Here is a 16,377-nt window from a genome sequence, read left to right as displayed (position 1 = left end):
CAGGATCACATCATCAAGGCGATCCGCGAAGAACCCGCGCGATGATTCGTTCCAGGTCTTCTTGCGCGTACGGCTTTCGCAACGCCGGGAAACCACGATATCCATCCATCAGACCCTCGGCCCCGTATCCCGATGCAAAGGCGAAGGGAATGCCGCGCTGGCGGAGAATATCGGCTACGGGAAAGGATTTCTTCCCGGCCACGTTGATATCGAGAACTGCGAAATCGATGTCGCTTTCGCAGGCAAGCTCCATCGCCATGTCGATACGCGTGGCTGGACCGACGACCTCATACCCGAGTTCGTTCAGCATGTCCTCCAGATGCATCGCTAGCAGGACTTCATCCTCGACGATCAGAACCCGTTTCGCTGCCTGTCCGGTCAACCCGTGTCGCCCTTTTCCTGGCCGTCGGGCATTGGAGCGTCGATCGTGCAGACGACGCCGGACGTTTCATAGGAAACGTCCACCTTTCCGTCGAGTTCCGCCGCCAACACCCGCTGGACCAGGCGTGAGCCGAAACCCTTGCGTGTCGGTGGGATGACAGGCGGGCCACCGCTCTCCGACCACCGCATGGAGAGCCGTCGATCCTTACCGTCACCAACAAGCTGCCAAGCGATATCCACTTGGCCTTTCTCAATTGTAAGCGCGCCGTATTTCGCGGCGTTCGTGGCCAGTTCGTGCAACGCCATTGCGATAGAGAGCGCGGCGCTCGGCGCCAGCCATACGTATGGACCTTTGATCCGGAAGCGGTTCGATCCTCCCGAATGAGGTTCGACCGTATCCGAGACAATGTCCCGCAAATTCGCGCCAGCCCAGTTTTCACGGGTCAGCAAGTCGTGCGATTTTCCCAGCGCGATCAGACGCGACCCGAAAGTTGCGCGTGCTTCCTCCATCGACGTGGCGCTGTTGAGCGTCTGCGATGCGATGGCCTGCACCGTCGCCATGACATTCTTAATGCGATGATTGAGCTCGCCGACCAGGATTTGCCGATGCTCGTCGAAACTCTTGCGCTCGGTGATGTCCTCGATCGCAAGCAGGATCAGGTCGTCACGGCCTCCTTCTTGTGGCAACTTGCACGCAGTGAGCAGCATCGATCGCCGTCCGGTCAGATGGAAATCCTGCTCGAACTCGAAATTGTGGATTTCCTCGTCCTTCGAAAGAACTTTGTCCAGAAGGGCCTGCAGCGGCGGATTATTCCACTCGCCGGTTCCAAGTTCAAACACAAAGCGCCCTTTGGGTTCTTCGTCAAAAACAGCGAACAGTTCGCGGAAGGCCTTGTTGGCGGTTTGGACGCGCAAATTGCTGTCCAGAACCAGCAGGGGATGCTGAACCGTCCGCACTATGGTTTCGGAATAGACGCGAGCGTCGTTGATCGCATCGGCGGCGCGTTTTCGGTCAGTGATGTCGCTGAACGTGACGACGACGCCTGCGACCCGGTTGTCCTGCGTACGATAGGGAAGCACGCGGCGCACATACCAGCGGCCCGCATCGCTTGGCACCTCGGCCTCGATGGCGGACAGCGTCTCCAGCACCTTTTCCACATCCCGCATCAGGTTCTCGTCGGCAAATTTCCGCGCGAAATGAGCAATCGGCCGGCCGATGTCCGACCCGACGAAATCGAAAAGATCCCTCGTCGCGGGGGCAAACCATCTGATGCGGAATTTTTCGTCAAGGAACAGCGTCGCCGCCTCCGACCCGGCCAGCAGATTGTTGAGGTCGTTGGTCGTGGTTTCCAGCTCGCCGATCTTGTGCTGAAGCTGGCTGTTGACGGTGTTCAATTCCTCGTTGAACGACTGCAACTCCTCTTTCGAGGTCTCGAGTTCCTCGTTGCTGGATTGAAGCTCCTCGTTCATCGAGATGGATTCCTCGTTCGCCGCCTTCAGTTCCTCGTTGGTGGTCTCCTGATATTCTATGGTGTTATTCAGTTCGGCGCGGGTCTCCCTCAGTTCCTCCTGAAGGGCAAGTTCGCCAGACGAGGTGTCGCCCGGGTCCTCACGCGTGGGCGACGGGGTGGGATCGGGCTGCGGCACGGCCGGCGCGAAACTCACCAGGAGGAAGCCTCCCTGCGGTGAGGCAGGCAGCGGCATGACCGTCATCGCGACGGATCGGCCGGTCTCGCTCTCGCGGATGCGGGCGTTGACCGTCACGCTTCTGTTCTCTTTCGACGCTTCGCGTATCGCGGCGCGCAATTTTGCCGCCAACCCGTCACGGACCATGGTCAACAGGTCCCTGGTCGGCTCGCCAGGCGGATTCTCCAGATAATCCTTGGTCGTGCCGTGGAAATAGAGGACGCGGCCCTTCTGGTCTATCAGCACCGATGCCGGGGCGTAGCGCTCCAGCAAAGCGCGACGGGCCATTTCGGCAGCCGAAGCGCTCGGCTCAGGACCCAAGAGCGATGGACTCTCCCTCGTGCGCGGTTCCGATTGGTCGCGCGGCGGCGGATACTCGATCAGGTCATGCCGGGTCGATCCCAACCGGCGGTATATGCGCCATTTCTTCGACACCGTTTCGAACAGGTCTTCGTGCCGCCCGATCGTTTCTGCGTTGCCGAGAAACAGGTGTCCTCCTTGTCGCAGCGCGAAATGACAAAGCGCGATGATCCTCTGCTGCGCGTCCGGTTCCAGATAGATCAGGAAATTGCGGCACGACATCAGGTCCAGCCGCGAGAACGGCGGATCGCGCAACAGGTTCTGCGGCGCGAACACGACCATGTCACGCAGCTCCTTGCTTACCTGATACGAGCCCTCGAGCTTTTCGAAGAAGCGCGTCAGGCGCAACGCCGGAAAGCCGACCATGGCGGCGGCCGGGTAAATGCCATCGCGCGCCTTGCGCAGATTGATCTCCTGGGCATCGGTCGCGAACACTTTCAGGTCGAGGCGTTTTCCCGCCGCCTCGGCATGCTCCGTCACCAGCATGGCGAGGGAATAGGCTTCCTCGCCCGTGGAGCAGGCCGGCGTCCAGACTCGGATCGAAGCGCCCGTTTCGCGCTCCGCGACCATTGGCGTGATCACCAGTTCGGCAAGCGCCTTCCAGGCGTCGGCGTCGCGGAAAAAACTGGTGACGCTGATCATCAGGTCGCCGACAAGCGTGATGACTTCATCGGAGCTAGTGCGCAGCTCGTCGATATATTCGTCCAGTGTTTCGATGTTTCTGAGACCGAGACGACGGTGAACGCGCCGCCTCAGCGTCGATTGTTTGTAGCCGCGAAAATCGTGTCCGCCCCGAACGCGCAAGAGTTCCAGAAGATGGCTGAGCGTCGCCCGTCCGTCCGGGGAGGTGACCTCGATCTCGGCGGGCGCTGCGACGTAGCCGTGCCTCATGAAGGCAAATAGGGTTTCGGGCATCTTTTCGGGAGCAAGCACGTGATCGGCCATGTCCGCCGAAATCGCGCTCCTTGGCATGCCGTCGAATTTCGCGGTCTCGGGCGACTGCACCAGGCTCATGCCGCCCTCCGCCCTGATATCCCTCAACCCCTCGGTACCGTTGCTCCCCGTTCCGGAAAGCACGATGGCGATCGCCCGCTCGCGCTGGTCCACGGCGAGCGACGAGAATAGCACATCGACGGGGTGACGCTGGCCGCGAGGCTCCGTCGGCCTGGACACGTGCAGGCCGCCGTCGCTGACCTTCAGATCGGAATCGGGCGCGATCACATAGACGTGGTTCGCCGCGAGTCGCATACGGTCCTCGACCTGAACGACCGGCATCGTCGTGTGGGCGCTCAGGACGCGGGCCAGTTCGCTTTCGCGCTTCGGATCGAGATGCAGCACAATCACGAAAGCACAGCCGCTGTCAGCCGGCATCACGTCGAAGAAGCGGCTCAGCGCCTCGATGCCGCCCGCCGACGCGCCGATGCCGATAACCGGAACAGCCGCGACTTCGGGCGTGGCACCGCAGATGGCGGTCAGGGGCCGGTCACTCCCACTCGGCCGGAGGGCAGCGTCGCTGCCTCTCGCATTCGTGTGCTGCATCGGCTTCGCCTTTGACTTGCACCCGGAGCGATTGCCTCCTCCTTGCTGTTCATCCGCCATACTCGCATAACTCGAGAGCTTACGTTGGATCTCACGGAAAGGTTCTTCCGCAACATCAGCCGCGGCCCGGCCGCAATGCGCGGAAGGCTCCATCGCAAAACTTTACACGGCCCCCCCCCCACCGGCAACCAAGCTGATAGGTTTTCGCTGGTGCAGAAGGTCCGCTGGACGACCAAGAAGAAGTCGGCTTCAGCTCCACGAGCGGTAGTTTTGCCCAGCACAAGCGAACAAACCTGTAAGCGGAAGCAGCCAGGATTTATTACAGGATGTCTGCTGATATAGGCGGCTTTCCAAACTCGTCGTGTCGAAGCACAAGCTGAAGGAGAGAGCATCCATGGGAGAAGTTATACCAACGGGAGCGAAGGCCGACTCTTCGGGGATTCCCAAGCTGACAGAATTCTGAATCACTGTGACAAACGGAGGTTTGTCATGGCAGCACCGGTTCCCCTTCACACGGATTATGATGGCCCAACGCTGAGAAGGTCGGCGAAGGCAACGAAGGATGCGGCTCAGGCTCGGCGCTTGCTGGCGCTGGCCGAGATTTACGATGGCGGCTCGCGCAATGACGCGGCCCGGATCGACGGCGTCACCTTGCAGATCATCCGCGACTGGGTTCTGCGCTTCAACGCTCGCGGCCCTTCCGGCCTGATCACCGGCAAGGCGCCGGGCAACCGGCCGAAGCTGAACGACGAACAGCGCCAAGCTCTGGCGGCAATCGTCGAGAAAGGGCCGATCCCTGCGATCCACGACGTGGTTCGCTGGCGGCGTAAGAATCTCGTGCGCTGGATCTTCGAGGAATTCCGCATCGAGGTCGACGAGACGACGGTCGGGCGCGAATTGCGATCCATGGGCTTTGCCAAACTGTCAGTCCGGCCGCGCCATCATGCCCAGAACGAGTTCGAACTCGAGGATTTTAAAAAAGCTTCCCGGCCGAACTGGCAGCAATCCAGGCAAGGCTCCCGGAGGGCACCGAGATCGAACTCTGGTGGGCTGACGAAGCCCGGATAGGGCAGAAGAATAAGGTCACGCGGCGCTGGGCCAAACGTGGCACGCGGCCTTCGGCTCCGAGCGATCAACGTACCATGTGGGCCTACATCTTCGGAGCCATCTGCCCCAAAAAGGGCAAGGGCGCCGGCCTCGTCCTACCCTACTGCGACACCGCCGCCATGAACGAGCATCTCAAGGAGATCAGCCTCGCCGTCGATCCCGGCGCTCATGCTGTGCTCATCCTCGACCAAGCCGGCTGGCACACCACGCCGAAGCTGACGGTGCCGGCCAACATCACTCTCCTATTCCTGCCGTCCAAGGCGCCGGAACTGAACCCGGTCGAGAACATCTGGCAGTTCATGCGCGACAACTGGCTGTCGAACCGTATCTTCATCGACTACGACGACATCGTCGCCCACTGCTGCGCAGCTTGGAACAAGCTCGTCGATCAGCCCTGGAAAATCACGTCCATCGGAATGCGAGATTGGGCGCATGGGTCTTGATCAGCGCCCGTTGGTATTAGCGTCGTCGGCTTCGATCTGGCTTGTAGGCGCCGAAACCGGAGCTGTCGGGCATGTCGATCCACTCGTAGACCGCAGTGTTCGACCCGTCGGGTTCCAGCCGCTCGGGGACCATCGCACGGATCGCTTCGGCTTCGCATTCGTAGACGACGTTGAAATACTGCCGGTCAACAAAGCGATAGGGCCCGGTGCGGTAGCTCGGGTTTCCCGGCGGCATCCCGGGGAGGGACAGGATTTCGTTCTTGTTCATGGCTATGTGTCCAATTCCAATCGGCCTCAGGCGCCCGGGCCGCAATCGATGCTGCGGGGGGGATTTTCGGATCGGCGACCTAGCCCGGAAATTTCATGGCGGGGTGGCGGATGTAGCGCAAGCCGTTGAGATGGCATAGGATTCGGTTGCTGAGGCCTTTCCGCGTCATTCTCCGGAGACCACATCCGCCATGTCCGATCCTACGCTGCCGCTCGAGGGTTTGTCATCAGTGAACGGCAAGGCCGTGATCGCCCGTTTCGACGGCGGGACATTGTCGTCGGACAGCGGGGTGATCGCGCTGGCTGAAGTCGAGAGGCGGCTCGGGGTCGCCGAGCGGCTGGCCCGCTGCATCGACGATCCGCGCCGTCCGGACCAGATCGTCCACAGCCTCGCCGACATGATCGGCTTTCGCATGAAGATGATTGCAGCCGGCTACGAGGACGGCAACGGCGCCACGCGGCTGCGCTCGGATCCGATCTTCAAGATGGCCGAAGGCGCGCTGCCCTCGGGCCGGGATCTCGCCTCGCAATCGACGATCTGCCGGCTGGAGAACCTGCCCGATCTGCGCTCGCTTCTCGGGATGGGCCAGGCGATGGTCGATCTCTATTGCGCCTCGTTCCGCCAGCCGCCGAAGCGGATCGTGCTCGATATCGACGCCACCTTCGACGCGGTGCATGGCGGCCAGCAACTGCGGCTGTTCAACGCCCATCACGACGAATACGGCTTCCAGCCGATCGTGGTGTTCGACGGCGAGGGCCGGTTCGTCGCCGCGGTCCTGCGTCCGGCGAAGCGACCGGGCGGCGCGGAAATCCGCGCGCATCTGCGTCGCCTCATCCGCGCGATCCGGGCCAACTGGCCAAACACACGGATCCTGATCCGGGGCGACAGCCACTATTGCGGCCCGCTGGTCATCGACTGGTGCCGCGCCAACGGCATCGACTTCATCCTCGGCGTCGCGCCGACATCGACCTTGCGCAAGCATGTGGCGACCATCGAGGCCAGCACGACCGCGCGCTTCGAGGCGTCTGCCGAAAAAACCGAGGCAGGTGCTCGCAAGGTCCGGCGCTTCAAGGAGTTCTTCGACGGGGCCGCCAGCTGGAGCAGGACCGAGCGCATCATCGCCCGCGTCGAGGTCGGCCCGCAGGGCGCCGACACCCGCTTCATCGTCACCAACCTCAAAGGCGGCAGGGCGAAGGCGCTCTACGAGGACGTCTACTGCCGGCGCGGGATGGCCGAGAACCACATCAAATCCTGGAAGACCCACCTCGCCGCTGACCGCACCTCGTGCACGCGAGCGACGGCAAACCAGTTCCGGCTCTTCCTGCACGCCGGAGCATACTGGATGATGTGGGGGCTGCGCGCCGCCATGCCCAGGCGCTCGCGCTTCGCCGTCGCCCAGTTCGACACCCTGCGTCTGCGCCTCATCAAGATCGCCGCCCGCGTCGTCGAGATGAAGACCCAGATCCGCCTGCACCTGCCCACGTCCTGCCCGGATCAGGCGATCCTCCGCATTGTCCTCGGGCGGATACCTCGCCTCGTCACCTGAACGACGGGGCCTTCGGCGCCCCTCACAAAACCCTCCACCGCAACCCCCAAACCCCGCCGATCATTACTCACCCGCACCAAGGCGGGAGGAGCGGAGAGGCATGGACGGATGAGCACCTTGACGGCTTCGAAGGGGGAAATGCTCGTGACCCAACGGGGACCCATGAATTGTTCGGGCTAGGTTCAGGCTCAGTTCGCGCAAAGCGGTGCGCAGGCCCTCCTCGATCACCGGGTGGTAGAAGGGCATTGCCAGCGCGGTTTCCACATCCATCTCGGCCTGCACCGCCCATGCCAGCAAATGCGCCAGATGCTCGCCGCTCGGTGCGACCATCTCGGCGCCAAGCAGACGGCCCGTGTCGCGCGCGCCATAGACCCGCTGCAGCCCGACGTTCTTGCGCAGCACGCGCGCCCGGCCCTGATCGGCGAAATCCACCTCGCCGATGGCGAAGTCGCAGGAGGCATCCGACAATTCGGCGAACGATGCGCCAACAGTGGCGATGTTCGGATCGGTGAACGCGATGGCGAGCGGCGTGCGCCGCGGATGGGTCGCGACTTCGGGGAACCGCCCGGCGTTGTCGCCCGCGATCCGGCCGTCGTCTGCCGCCTCGTGCAGCAACGGAATGCGGGCGGCGACATCGCCGGCGAAGAAGATATGCCTCGCCTCGGTGCGCATCGTCAGCGGATCAACCTTTGGCAGCCCGCGACCATCGAGCTTGAGCCCCGATGCGGCGAGGTTCAGCCCGTCGAGCGCGGGCTTGCGCCCTGTCGCGGCCAGAAGCCAGTCGAACCGCTCCTCGCGGCTCTCGCCATCTTCGACGAACCGCACGGTCACTTCGTCACCCTCACGCGCGATGTCCTGCACGTCTGCATCCGGGTCGAACGGCAGATCTGCGCCGATCGCGGCGGCGGCGGCCTTGCGCACTGCGGGGTCGCTCAACTGGCCCACGCCGCCACCCTTGCCGAACAGCCGGACGCGCACGCCAAGCCGGTGCAGCGCCTGCGCCATCTCCAACCCGAGCACGCCGCCGCCGAACACCGCGACAGCCTTCGGCAGATCGGTCCAGCCGAACAGGTCATCATTGACGATCAGTCGGTCGCCCGCCGCGTCGAACGCCTTCGGCCGCACCGGAACCGAGCCAGTAGCGACGACGATGCGCGCGGCGCGCGCGGCCTCGCCGGTGTCAAGCCGCAGGGTATGCGGATCCTCGAACCGGGCGCAGCCCTTCAGGCGGCGGGCAGGGTCGATGGCCTCTACCGCGTCCAGCACAAACCCTACGAAACGGTCGCGCTCGCGCCCGACCCTTGCCATTACCTCGGCGCCGTCGATGCGCGGCGCAGCGGCGTGAACACCGAAACCGGCGGCCTCGCGCACAGCCTCGGCTGCCTCGGCCGCCGCGATCAACAGCTTGACGGCATGCAGCCGACCCGCGCGCAGGTGGTCCCAAAGGGCCCGCCCTCGATCAGCACCAGATTATCAGTGTGCTTGTACGCGGCGCGATACGCCCCCATACCCGCCGTGCCCGCGCCGATGATGGCGACATCGACGTCGCGCATGGGCATCAGTCCATCCGCCGGCCGTGGCTGACCACGATGCTTTGGCCGGTCAGCGCGTTGCTGGGGAAGCTGGCAAGGAACAGCGCGGTGTGCGCCACGTCCTCGACCGTGGTGAATTCCTTGTCCACCGTCTCGCCCAGCGTGACCTTGTTGACGACATCCTCCTCGGAGATGCCGAGATCCTTCGCCTGTTCGGGGATCTGCTTTTCCACCAGCGGCGTCTTCACGAAACCCGGGCATATCACGTTGGTGCGCACGCCTTTTTCGCCGCCTTCCTTGGCGATGGTCCGCGCGAGATCGAGGATGCCGTGTTTCGCGGCGACATAGGGCGCCTTGAGCGCCGATGCTTCCTGCGAGTGGACCGACCCCATGAAGAGGATGGTGCCCGAGCCTTGCTTGTACATCTGCGGCAGCACCGCCTTCGATGTCAGGAATGCGCCGTCGAGGTGGATCGACACAACCTTGCGCCATTGGTCGAAGGTGAATTCCTCGACCCGCTTCACCATCTGGACGCCGGCATTCGAGAGCAGGACGTCCACCCGCCCACAGGCTTTGAGCAACTTGTCGATACCCTGCTCCACGGCGTCCGGGTCGGTCACGTCCATGTCGACGCCCATGTGCCCGTCGCCGAGCGCGTTCGCGGCTTTTTTCGCGGCGTCTCGAGGTCGATGTCGGCGATCGCCACCTTGGCGCCCGCTTCGGCGAAGCATTTGGCGGTCTCGAGGCCGATGCCGCTCGCGCCGCCGGTGACGACGCAGATCTTGCCATTGAGTTTCATTACTGTTTCGCCTTCATTGCTTGTGGTGAGTGTCTGGGCTCCCGCATGCTGGGTCGGTCAGGAAACAGGCCGAGGGCGCGCGGGCGACTTGTCAGCCCCCGGCCGCGCATTGGCTTTTGGAGGCGCGCTTCAGGCCGCAAGTTGGCCGCGGATCGGATAGTCGTTGTCGCGGACGAACTTCAGCCCCTTGGCGAGGCCCGCGAGGTCCGGACGGGCGAAGGGCGCGTTCGACCAGCACGGGCCAAAAGCTGCCGGGCATCGCTCGCCGAACTCGCGTTTTCCGGGAACATAAGCCCATAGCTTGCCGCCTTGGAAGATCGGATCGCGGCGCATTTGCCCGTCGCCTACGGAATAAAACCTTGTTTTCATGGAAAATCGTGCGCTGCTCCCGGAACGTTCGGGCACCTTCACAGCTTTCCCCCTCACAAACTTCAACTTCGAAAAGATGGGAATGACACATGTCCGATATGAACGTCGACCCAAGCAACATCGAAGCCAGCCGCGTCAACGGGACAAAGGTTTACAATCGCCAGCGTGAAAACCTTGGCAGCATCTACGATCTGGTCATCGGCAAGCGAGACGGCCAAGTCAAATACGCCATTATGTCCTTCGGCGGTTTTCTCGGCATCGGCGACGAGTATCATCCGCTTCCCTGGGCGCAGCTCGACTACGATGAGCGCCAGGGCGGTTACGTTGTCGATCTGGACAAAGGTCGGCTGGAAGGCGCGCCGCGCTTTCGCAACGACAGCGCACCGGATTGGAACGATCCGACCTATGGCCGCACGGTCGATGATTATTACGGTGTCAGGGGACTGTAGCCCGGCACAGGGGGAACTCGTCGCGAGCAAGATGGATCACAGCATCCATCCGATGCGTCGGAGGGCGCTTAATAGGAGAAGCCTCGGTCATGCCGAGGCGCTTCCTTACCGCCAGGAGTCCGAGGCGGATCAGACTCCCACGCAGCAAGCCTGCAGCGGTGTAAATAGTCGAGATGGCTCGGAAACCATATTTCGAGCCGCGTCTCATGACTTATATTTGAGAAGGAGCGAAACGAATGGCGACCACAGTGGGAAATGAAGGCGACATCGAAGGCCTTGTCACGGATCTGATCTACCTTGAGCGCGATGCGATCGCCGCATACGAATCCTCCATTGAGAAGCTTTCGGACGCATCCTTGAGCGGCGAACTCGCCAGGTTCCTCAACGATCATCGCCAGCATCTCGACGTTCTCAACGAGATAGCCCGCGAGACCGGGGCGCAGGCTCCATTGGAAGGCGACGCGAAACAGATGCTGACGACCGGCAAAATCGCGTTGGCTAATCTAATAGGCGACGCGGCCATTCTCAAAGCGATGAAAACGAACGAGGACGACACGGTAACGGCTTACGAACGAGCTGCGACGCATCAGGACGCCATCCCGAAATCCAAAGCGTTCTTTGAAAAGGCCTTGTCCGACGAGCGTCGCCATCGCGAATGGATGGAACAGACCTACCAAGCCCTTTAGACGACTCCTGGGGCTTTGCCGAAGGCTGAGCCGAGAAGTTAGCTTCTGGATGTCACGGCCGATTGGTCAGCCGTTTTCTTTGGATAAACCAATAACAAGGAGATTCAGGATGAAACGCTCTTCAATCCTACTCGCAAGCAGCGCGTTCTTCACGCTTGGCGCGAGTTCAGCCTTGGCCGATTGCGCCGAGGAAATTGCCGTGCTCACTGGATCAGCTGCAGGGTCCGCCGCGATGAGCGGAACGCTCGATGCAAGCGGTGGAGAAGCGGCGGGTACCACGGGAGTCGCGGAAGGCACCACGACAACCTTTACCGAGGCGGGCAAGATAACGACCAGTGGCGGAGCCGAGGTTTCGGCTGCGGATTCTGGGGGCATCAGCAAGGACGGCACGATCGCGCCGCTCGAGACCGACAAGGCGGCAACCACCGGGGCAGCCGAAGGCGGCGCGGCGACCTCTGCGACGTCGGGCGCCGTTGCCGCACCGCCTGATATGGCGGGCGGTTCCGCAACCGCCCCAGCGACGCCTTCAGATGGCAGTGGTGATCCGGCTGCCTCTGCCAAGTCTGGCGAGACGACATCCATGTCGGACACCAAGACTACATCCACGACCGAGGCCGATTCAACGGCGAGCAGCGACGCGCCCGGAATCTCCGACAATAGCGCTGCTTCGCCTTCACCAACCGATACTGCAGCAACGTCGACCCCGGGATCAGACACTTCCGACCCGAGGAACCCGATGCCCGCGGCTGGAGCCGACGCCAGCGCTAACGGAACAACAACGGCCGATAATACAGGCACCGGCGCCGCCGCGACTGAGGGAGGACAAATCGTCAAGGACGGCTCGACGATGCCGTTAGAGAATGCGGCGGGCACAGCCGATACGGATGTCGCCATGTCCGCTCAGGACGTTAAGGCGCAACAGGAAGGCGCTGACACGGCGGCTGCCGCGGCCGACACGCAAGCCCGTCACACGCCCTCGATCAATCCCGCCTTCACCGCCGCGCTTGAAAAGGCGCGGACGGCCTTAGAGCAGGGCGACGAAGCCGCCTGCCTAACGGCCGTTGAGGAAGCGCGAGCCATTCAGGGCTGAGCTGTCACTTAGCGACCCTCTCAAAGACCGTCTCTGCACGGCATTGCCGGGCAGAGACATCCCACGTCGTCTCACCGCCATGACCAGGCCAGTTGCAGCTGCCCGACATTCTCGGTGTTGATCTGGTCAAGTTCGCTATACCATGCGCGGGTTCCTGGGCCGGCATCTGCAAATTCTCGCCCGCGTTCCCTGGCTCCTGCGCGAACGTCGGATGCACAAAAGTCGCCGCGAAGAACAAAGCGTGAAACCGCACATACGCCAGCGGCGCACGTTGTTGCTACCCCGTGTCGGTCCTTCGAGACCGTTACCGGCCTTGGCCATGAACGCACGGTCGCGCCCTTCCCAGTCGGCGGGAGATTGCACCGCTGAATTTAAACCTCGTTAGCGGGGAAGCGGCTAACGAAGTGAGGCGGTCGATTCGCCGAGCGATGACGCGTTTTCAGGCATCGAACTCATCACGTGTCTCCCACTCTGCCGAACGCGAGTTAACTTATTTGAATGTTGCCGGTTTCAAAATGCGGGATGCTGCTTCCCTTCAAAGGAGAAATCAATGTCGAACGCCATGCGCGAGGCCGTCGAAGAAGCAGTCGTCCGAGTAAAGTCGAATGGGACCGTTCTTGACGTAAACCGTCTGGCCCAGCGGCTCGTGGCCGCTCAGGACGGCGCCGGCACTTGGGTCCAGGAGGAGGTCGCGCTGGAACTGATCGAAGCGGCGACGCGCCATCAGGTCGCGATGGAATTTCACGAGACCTCCGCATGATCGCCGCCGCTATCGGCGAAATGCCCGATGATCCGTTCGTATTCGGCTTCCCAGGTGCCGTAGGAGCCTCCGGCTAGTCCGATCAGAGGCATTGCGATCCAGAACCGTAATCCGGCCCCGTTCGGCCTTAATGATCTTCGCGCCTTCCAGGACGTGGGTCGCGAGCGTGACGTTCGAACGACGCACCGCCAGCATCACACCCAACGCCAGCACCACGGCCCGCATGCGCGGGTGGCTCGTGCTCAACGGCAGTACGGAGATCCGGAGCTCCTTCGGCGAAATCTCCGCCACCCACGTCACGCTCGCCGCCGCCATCTGGCTGCATACCATGGCGCCGCTGGCGCAAGGCGACACCGTCGAGTTGCAGGGCACGTTCCGCGCTGCGGACGGGTATTTCGCCGCCGACCACACGTCCTTCTGGGGCTGCAAGATCGGCTGAGCGGCGAGAGGATCCACCCATGACACCACCCCGATCCGAGGGCTACGTGCGCATGCCCGATGCCGAATTCGAGGCGATCCTGACGCGGGCCGCCGAGGAAGGCGCCAGGCGCGCGCTCGCCGATGTCGGCCTCGACGGCGACGAGGCCGCGCTCGACATCCGGGATCTCCGCTCCCTGGTCGACTGCATCCGGCTGGTGCGCCGCACCGCGATGCAGACCGCCGTCCGGATGATCACCACCGGCGTCATGCTGGCGCTGCTGGCCGGCATCGCGATCAAGCTGAAGATCTTCGGCGGCGGTCCGTAGCCGCGCACCGCCCCAATTCACCAGCCCACCCCACCCGAACCCGCCCCCGGCGGACATTGCCCGCCTGATCGTAGGATTGCGCGGCTTTGCCGCGCTGGGCGGGTTTTTCGTTTTCGGAGGACCCCTGACCACGACCTTCTATCACCATTGGCGGGATGTGCCCGAGGGCACCTGGCGCTGGCCCAACTTCTCGCCCGACGAAATCGCCTGCCGTGGCACTGGAAAGCTGCTGATCAACGCCCCAGCGCTCGACAAGCTGCAGACGCTGCGTGACCGGCTCGGCAAGCCGCTGATCGTCCGCTCGGCCTATCGCAGCCCCGAACACAACCGCGCCGTCGGCGGCGTGACGCGGTCGAGGCACATGGATGGCGCGGCCTTCGACATTGCCATGACGAACCACAACCCGGTCGCGTTCGAGGCGGCGGCGCGGACGGTTGGCTTCCTCGGGTTCGGCTTCTATCCGCGCTCGGGCTTCATCCATGTCGACCTCGGACCCGTCCGCCAGTGGGGCGAGCGGTTCCACGTCCGTGAGACCGCCTTCGCTGCCGAAACCCCACCCGCGCGCGAAGTGCTGGCCGAGAGCCGCACCATGAAGGGCGGCGGCGCGGCCGGTGTGGCGACGCTGGGCGTGGCCGGGGTCGAGGTGGCTCAGGACGTCCTGACCGAGACCCAATCCGCCATCCTGCCGCTCGTGCCGTATCTCGACACGCTGCGCTGGGTGTTCATCGCCGTGGCGCTCGCGGGCATCGCCGTGACCATCTACGCCCGCCTCGGTGACTGGCGCCGGGGGCAGCGATGATTGCGGCTTTGCTTGGAGGATTCGTCACCAGCCCGTGGGCGCGAACCTCCTTGCGCTACGGCGCCGTCGCGTTCGCCATCCTGTTGTTCCTGCTTTCGATCCGCCGCGCCAGTGAACGCGCCGGGCGCATGGCGGAACGCGACAGCTACCGGCTCAAGCAATCATCGGGCCGCCGCCGTTCCCCTGTGCCCAATAAAAGGGCGGAGCAAAACCAGGCCACCGACGACGCCGTCGATCCAGAAACCGGCGAGATCTCCGCGACCTGATCCCCAAACCCGATCGCCGACGCACGAAGGGGCCCGATCGGGCCCCTTCGTGCACCAGCGCCCCTACGCCACCGTGGCCTGGTTTTACTCCGCTCCACTGGCCTGGATTTGCTCCGTCGTTGACATGGCAAATGAAAGGAGGCCGGCGCCAGTCGCACGCATACCAGGCACGTCCGGCTTTCCAGCTCCGCTTTCGCCCGCCAAGCTTTCCGGCGGACACGGCCTTTCCGGCAGGACCCGGCGGGCGCGGCGAAACACGCCCCGCCCGCCGTTCCGGACAGTTCTCGCCTATGCGCCGAAAGCCGAACCAGGACGCTGCCCTGTCATCAATTCGCCGGAGCCGGAGCCGGCGTCTCCGACTCGGCCGGTGCCTCCTGCTCGGCCAGCGCTTCTGCCTCGGCTGGCGCTTCCGCCGCGTCGGGCGCGGCCGGGGCCGCATCGCCATCGCCATCCGCGGCGGGTGTCTCCACGCTCACGTCGGGCGTATCGACGTCGACACTGGTGTCACCGCCGCCGAACATGCCGTCACCGAACAGGAAGAACGCGGCGATGAGGAGGACGAGAACGAGGACAACCGCGGCGATCATACCGCCACCGCCGCGCCTCGGACCATCGACGCGGTCATTGTTGACGATGACGGTTCGGTCCTCGCGGGGAACGGTCGGATCGCCGGGAGGTGGGACGTCGCGTGGGTCGGACATGTGCTTTGCTCCTGTTGAGACGCCGGCGGAATTGCGGGCCGGACGATGGAGGAGCGCCGGCCATCCAACGCTCCTCCGGAGATGCGCAATGACCGTCAGCGAACGACGTAGACGACCTTGCGCGTGCCGGTTTCAACCAGGACCGGCTGACCGTTCACATAGACATAGCGGTATTCGTAGTCCGGGATCTCCCTGAGTTCGACCGTCTCGGGAAGGGTGGCTCCGACGACGGCCTCGCCTTCGAGATATACCGGCTCGACTTTGTTGGACCGGACGTAGGAGACCGCCGTCTCGGGCGGGTCGATAATCGCCCCGGCGGCAAGGCCCGCGGCCCCGCCGATGGCGGCGCCGATCGGACCGCCCACGATGGCACCGGCGACGGCGCCGGTCGTAGCGCCGGCAAGCCCGCCGCCGCCGTTGTCTTCATAGGTCGCAACCGGAACCGCGAGTTCCTGGCGGCGCTCCACCACCACGACGCGCTCGCCGGACATGTCGGCTGTCAGATATTTGGCGAAGGCCCACCCCTCTTGACCGTCCACCGTGACCTTGCACCACGAGCCGCTCTCGAGACAGCCCACGACCGTGGCCTCGCCCTCGTTCGGGATGAGGCCAACGATGTCGTAGTTGGGGCCGGGACCGGCGCGCACGTTGAGATCGGTCGTCGCGGTGATGGCCGTTTGGGCGAGAGCGGGCGTTGCCAGCACGACCAGGGCGGCGGTGCCGGTGGCGAAAATGGTTGGGAATTTCATAAAACTTACTCCTAAGAGCCTGAGCGAAAAGGAGTTGAGCGATATCAGCAGGTTGTGATTCCCCTACGTTGTCGAGACGATGGGGAATCGAGATGGCCTGG

Annotated in this window: 19 protein-coding genes and 1 pseudogene; 10 read left to right on the top strand and 10 right to left on the bottom strand. The window is 63.5% G+C overall.

Features of this window, described 5'->3' with window-relative positions; genetic code table 11:
- Nucleotides 1–13: 13 nt before the first annotated feature.
- Entirely contained in the window at nucleotides 14–382 is a 369-nt protein-coding gene (locus tag VQ044_RS17340; RefSeq protein ID WP_327649077.1) for a response regulator, read from the bottom strand.
- Nucleotides 379–3,966, bottom strand: coding sequence for a chemotaxis protein CheB (locus VQ044_RS17335; protein WP_327649075.1), 3,588 nt, complete (start codon nucleotides 3,964–3,966; stop codon nucleotides 379–381). The genes VQ044_RS17340 and VQ044_RS17335 overlap by 4 nt, the downstream gene beginning before the upstream one ends.
- 489 nt (nucleotides 3,967–4,455) lie before the next feature.
- Here VQ044_RS17335 and VQ044_RS17330 point away from each other — a divergent pair.
- A protein-coding gene (locus VQ044_RS17330; protein WP_331827730.1) for an IS630 family transposase occupies nucleotides 4,456–5,516 on the top strand; the annotation gives its coding sequence in 2 pieces (ribosomal slippage) (nucleotides 4,456–4,948 and nucleotides 4,948–5,516; 1,062 coding nt in all).
- A gap of 16 nt (nucleotides 5,517–5,532) precedes the next feature.
- On the opposite strand, the gene VQ044_RS17325 is transcribed toward VQ044_RS17330, so the two are convergent.
- Nucleotides 5,533–5,784, bottom strand: coding sequence for an acetoacetate decarboxylase family protein (locus tag VQ044_RS17325; protein WP_327649601.1), 252 nt, complete (start codon nucleotides 5,782–5,784; stop codon nucleotides 5,533–5,535).
- A 190-nt stretch (nucleotides 5,785–5,974) separates the two neighbouring features.
- Here VQ044_RS17325 and VQ044_RS17320 point away from each other — a divergent pair, with 190 nt between their 5' ends.
- Nucleotides 5,975–7,330 carry an IS1380 family transposase gene (locus tag VQ044_RS17320; RefSeq protein WP_327649603.1) on the top strand — a complete coding sequence of 452 codons (1,356 nt, stop codon included), beginning with the start codon at nucleotides 5,975–5,977 and terminating at the stop codon, nucleotides 7,328–7,330.
- 63 nt (nucleotides 7,331–7,393) lie between these two features.
- On the opposite strand, the gene VQ044_RS17315 is transcribed toward VQ044_RS17320, so the two are convergent.
- The 4 genes and pseudogenes from VQ044_RS17315 to VQ044_RS17300 form a co-directional block, all read right to left on the bottom strand.
- Complete coding sequence (locus tag VQ044_RS17315) at nucleotides 7,394–8,731, bottom strand: dihydrolipoyl dehydrogenase (protein WP_327649606.1); 1,338 nt, start codon at nucleotides 8,729–8,731, stop codon at nucleotides 7,394–7,396.
- Complete coding sequence (locus tag VQ044_RS17310) at nucleotides 8,728–8,883, bottom strand: FAD-dependent oxidoreductase (RefSeq protein WP_327649608.1); 156 nt, start codon at nucleotides 8,881–8,883, stop codon at nucleotides 8,728–8,730. Before VQ044_RS17310 ends, VQ044_RS17315 begins: the two co-directional genes overlap by 4 nt.
- 5 nt (nucleotides 8,884–8,888) lie before the next feature.
- Nucleotides 8,889–9,661 (bottom strand): annotated as a pseudogene (locus VQ044_RS17305) (3-hydroxybutyrate dehydrogenase).
- A gap of 129 nt (nucleotides 9,662–9,790) precedes the next feature.
- Complete coding sequence (locus VQ044_RS17300) at nucleotides 9,791–10,072, bottom strand: hypothetical protein (RefSeq protein ID WP_327649610.1); 282 nt, start codon at nucleotides 10,070–10,072, stop codon at nucleotides 9,791–9,793.
- A gap of 47 nt (nucleotides 10,073–10,119) precedes the next feature.
- Between VQ044_RS17300 and VQ044_RS17295 the strand changes: the two genes are divergently transcribed.
- Together VQ044_RS17295 and VQ044_RS17290 are read left to right on the top strand one after the other, a co-directional pair.
- Entirely contained in the window at nucleotides 10,120–10,479 is a 360-nt protein-coding gene (locus tag VQ044_RS17295; RefSeq protein WP_327649611.1) for a PRC-barrel domain-containing protein, read from the top strand.
- 236 nt (nucleotides 10,480–10,715) lie between these two features.
- Complete coding sequence (locus VQ044_RS17290; RefSeq protein WP_327649612.1) at nucleotides 10,716–11,165, top strand: ferritin-like domain-containing protein; 450 nt, start codon at nucleotides 10,716–10,718, stop codon at nucleotides 11,163–11,165.
- Between the two features lie 66 nt (nucleotides 11,166–11,231).
- Here the strand turns inward: VQ044_RS17290 and VQ044_RS17285 are convergent, their stop codons facing one another.
- Nucleotides 11,232–12,059, bottom strand: coding sequence for a hypothetical protein (locus VQ044_RS17285; protein WP_327649614.1), 828 nt, complete (start codon nucleotides 12,057–12,059; stop codon nucleotides 11,232–11,234).
- On the opposite strand from VQ044_RS17285, the gene VQ044_RS17280 reads away from it, so the two are divergent.
- The 6 genes from VQ044_RS17280 to VQ044_RS17255 all read left to right on the top strand — a co-directional run bounded on the left by VQ044_RS17280 (nucleotide 12,058) and on the right by VQ044_RS17255 (nucleotide 14,826).
- Nucleotides 12,058–12,255, top strand: a complete 198-nt coding sequence (locus VQ044_RS17280) for a hypothetical protein (protein ID WP_327649616.1) — start codon at nucleotides 12,058–12,060, stop codon at nucleotides 12,253–12,255. The genes VQ044_RS17285 and VQ044_RS17280 overlap by 2 nt on opposite strands.
- A gap of 550 nt (nucleotides 12,256–12,805) precedes the next feature.
- Complete coding sequence (locus tag VQ044_RS17275) at nucleotides 12,806–13,015, top strand: hypothetical protein (protein ID WP_327649617.1); 210 nt, start codon at nucleotides 12,806–12,808, stop codon at nucleotides 13,013–13,015.
- Nucleotides 13,016–13,181: 166 nt separating this feature from the next.
- Nucleotides 13,182–13,454, top strand: a complete 273-nt coding sequence (locus VQ044_RS17270) for a hypothetical protein (protein WP_327649618.1) — start codon at nucleotides 13,182–13,184, stop codon at nucleotides 13,452–13,454.
- 19 nt (nucleotides 13,455–13,473) lie between these two features.
- A complete protein-coding gene (locus tag VQ044_RS17265; protein ID WP_327649619.1) occupies nucleotides 13,474–13,761 on the top strand; it encodes a DUF6127 family protein in 288 nt (95 codons plus the stop codon).
- Nucleotides 13,762–13,837: 76 nt separating this feature from the next.
- Entirely contained in the window at nucleotides 13,838–14,560 is a 723-nt protein-coding gene (locus VQ044_RS17260; RefSeq protein WP_327649620.1) for a YcbK family protein, read from the top strand.
- 50 nt (nucleotides 14,561–14,610) lie between these two features.
- Nucleotides 14,611–14,826, top strand: a complete 216-nt coding sequence (locus tag VQ044_RS17255; RefSeq protein ID WP_327651282.1) for a hypothetical protein — start codon at nucleotides 14,611–14,613, stop codon at nucleotides 14,824–14,826.
- Between the two features lie 326 nt (nucleotides 14,827–15,152).
- Here the strand turns inward: VQ044_RS17255 and VQ044_RS17250 are convergent, their stop codons facing one another.
- Together VQ044_RS17250 and VQ044_RS17245 are read right to left on the bottom strand one after the other, a co-directional pair.
- On the bottom strand, nucleotides 15,153–15,527 hold the full coding sequence (locus tag VQ044_RS17250; protein WP_327649623.1) for a hypothetical protein: 375 nt from the start codon (nucleotides 15,525–15,527) through the stop codon (nucleotides 15,153–15,155).
- A gap of 95 nt (nucleotides 15,528–15,622) precedes the next feature.
- A complete protein-coding gene (locus VQ044_RS17245; RefSeq protein WP_327649625.1) occupies nucleotides 15,623–16,276 on the bottom strand; it encodes a DUF1236 domain-containing protein in 654 nt (217 codons plus the stop codon).
- Nucleotides 16,277–16,377: the final 101 nt, after the last annotated feature.

This window comes from Aurantimonas sp. C2-5-R2 (assembly GCF_036549495.1).
Classification (GTDB): Bacteria; Pseudomonadota; Alphaproteobacteria; order Rhizobiales; family Rhizobiaceae; genus Aurantimonas; species Aurantimonas coralicida_A.
Note: the sequence above shows the minus strand (reverse complement) of the source record. Positions and strands in the feature narration are given on the sequence as shown.

Coding starts and splice junctions, on each gene's coding strand:
- VQ044_RS17335 (WP_327649075.1), bottom strand. CDS start 3,966: ATGCAGCACACGAATGCGAGAGGCAGCGACGCTGCCCTCCGGCCGAGT.
- VQ044_RS17325 (WP_327649601.1), bottom strand. CDS start 5,784: ATGAACAAGAACGAAATCCTGTCCCTCCCCGGGATGCCGCCGGGAAAC.
- VQ044_RS17320 (WP_327649603.1), top strand. CDS start 5,975: ATGTCCGATCCTACGCTGCCGCTCGAGGGTTTGTCATCAGTGAACGGC.
- VQ044_RS17310 (WP_327649608.1), bottom strand. CDS start 8,883: ATGCGCGACGTCGATGTCGCCATCATCGGCGCGGGCACGGCGGGTATG.
- VQ044_RS17295 (WP_327649611.1), top strand. CDS start 10,120: ATGTCCGATATGAACGTCGACCCAAGCAACATCGAAGCCAGCCGCGTC.
- VQ044_RS17290 (WP_327649612.1), top strand. CDS start 10,716: ATGGCGACCACAGTGGGAAATGAAGGCGACATCGAAGGCCTTGTCACG.
- VQ044_RS17280 (WP_327649616.1), top strand. CDS start 12,058: ATGTCCGCTCAGGACGTTAAGGCGCAACAGGAAGGCGCTGACACGGCG.
- VQ044_RS17285 (WP_327649614.1), bottom strand. CDS start 12,059: ATGGCGACATCCGTATCGGCTGTGCCCGCCGCATTCTCTAACGGCATC.
- VQ044_RS17275 (WP_327649617.1), top strand. CDS start 12,806: ATGTCGAACGCCATGCGCGAGGCCGTCGAAGAAGCAGTCGTCCGAGTA.
- VQ044_RS17265 (WP_327649619.1), top strand. CDS start 13,474: ATGACACCACCCCGATCCGAGGGCTACGTGCGCATGCCCGATGCCGAA.
- VQ044_RS17250 (WP_327649623.1), bottom strand. CDS start 15,527: ATGTCCGACCCACGCGACGTCCCACCTCCCGGCGATCCGACCGTTCCC.
- VQ044_RS17245 (WP_327649625.1), bottom strand. CDS start 16,276: ATGAAATTCCCAACCATTTTCGCCACCGGCACCGCCGCCCTGGTCGTG.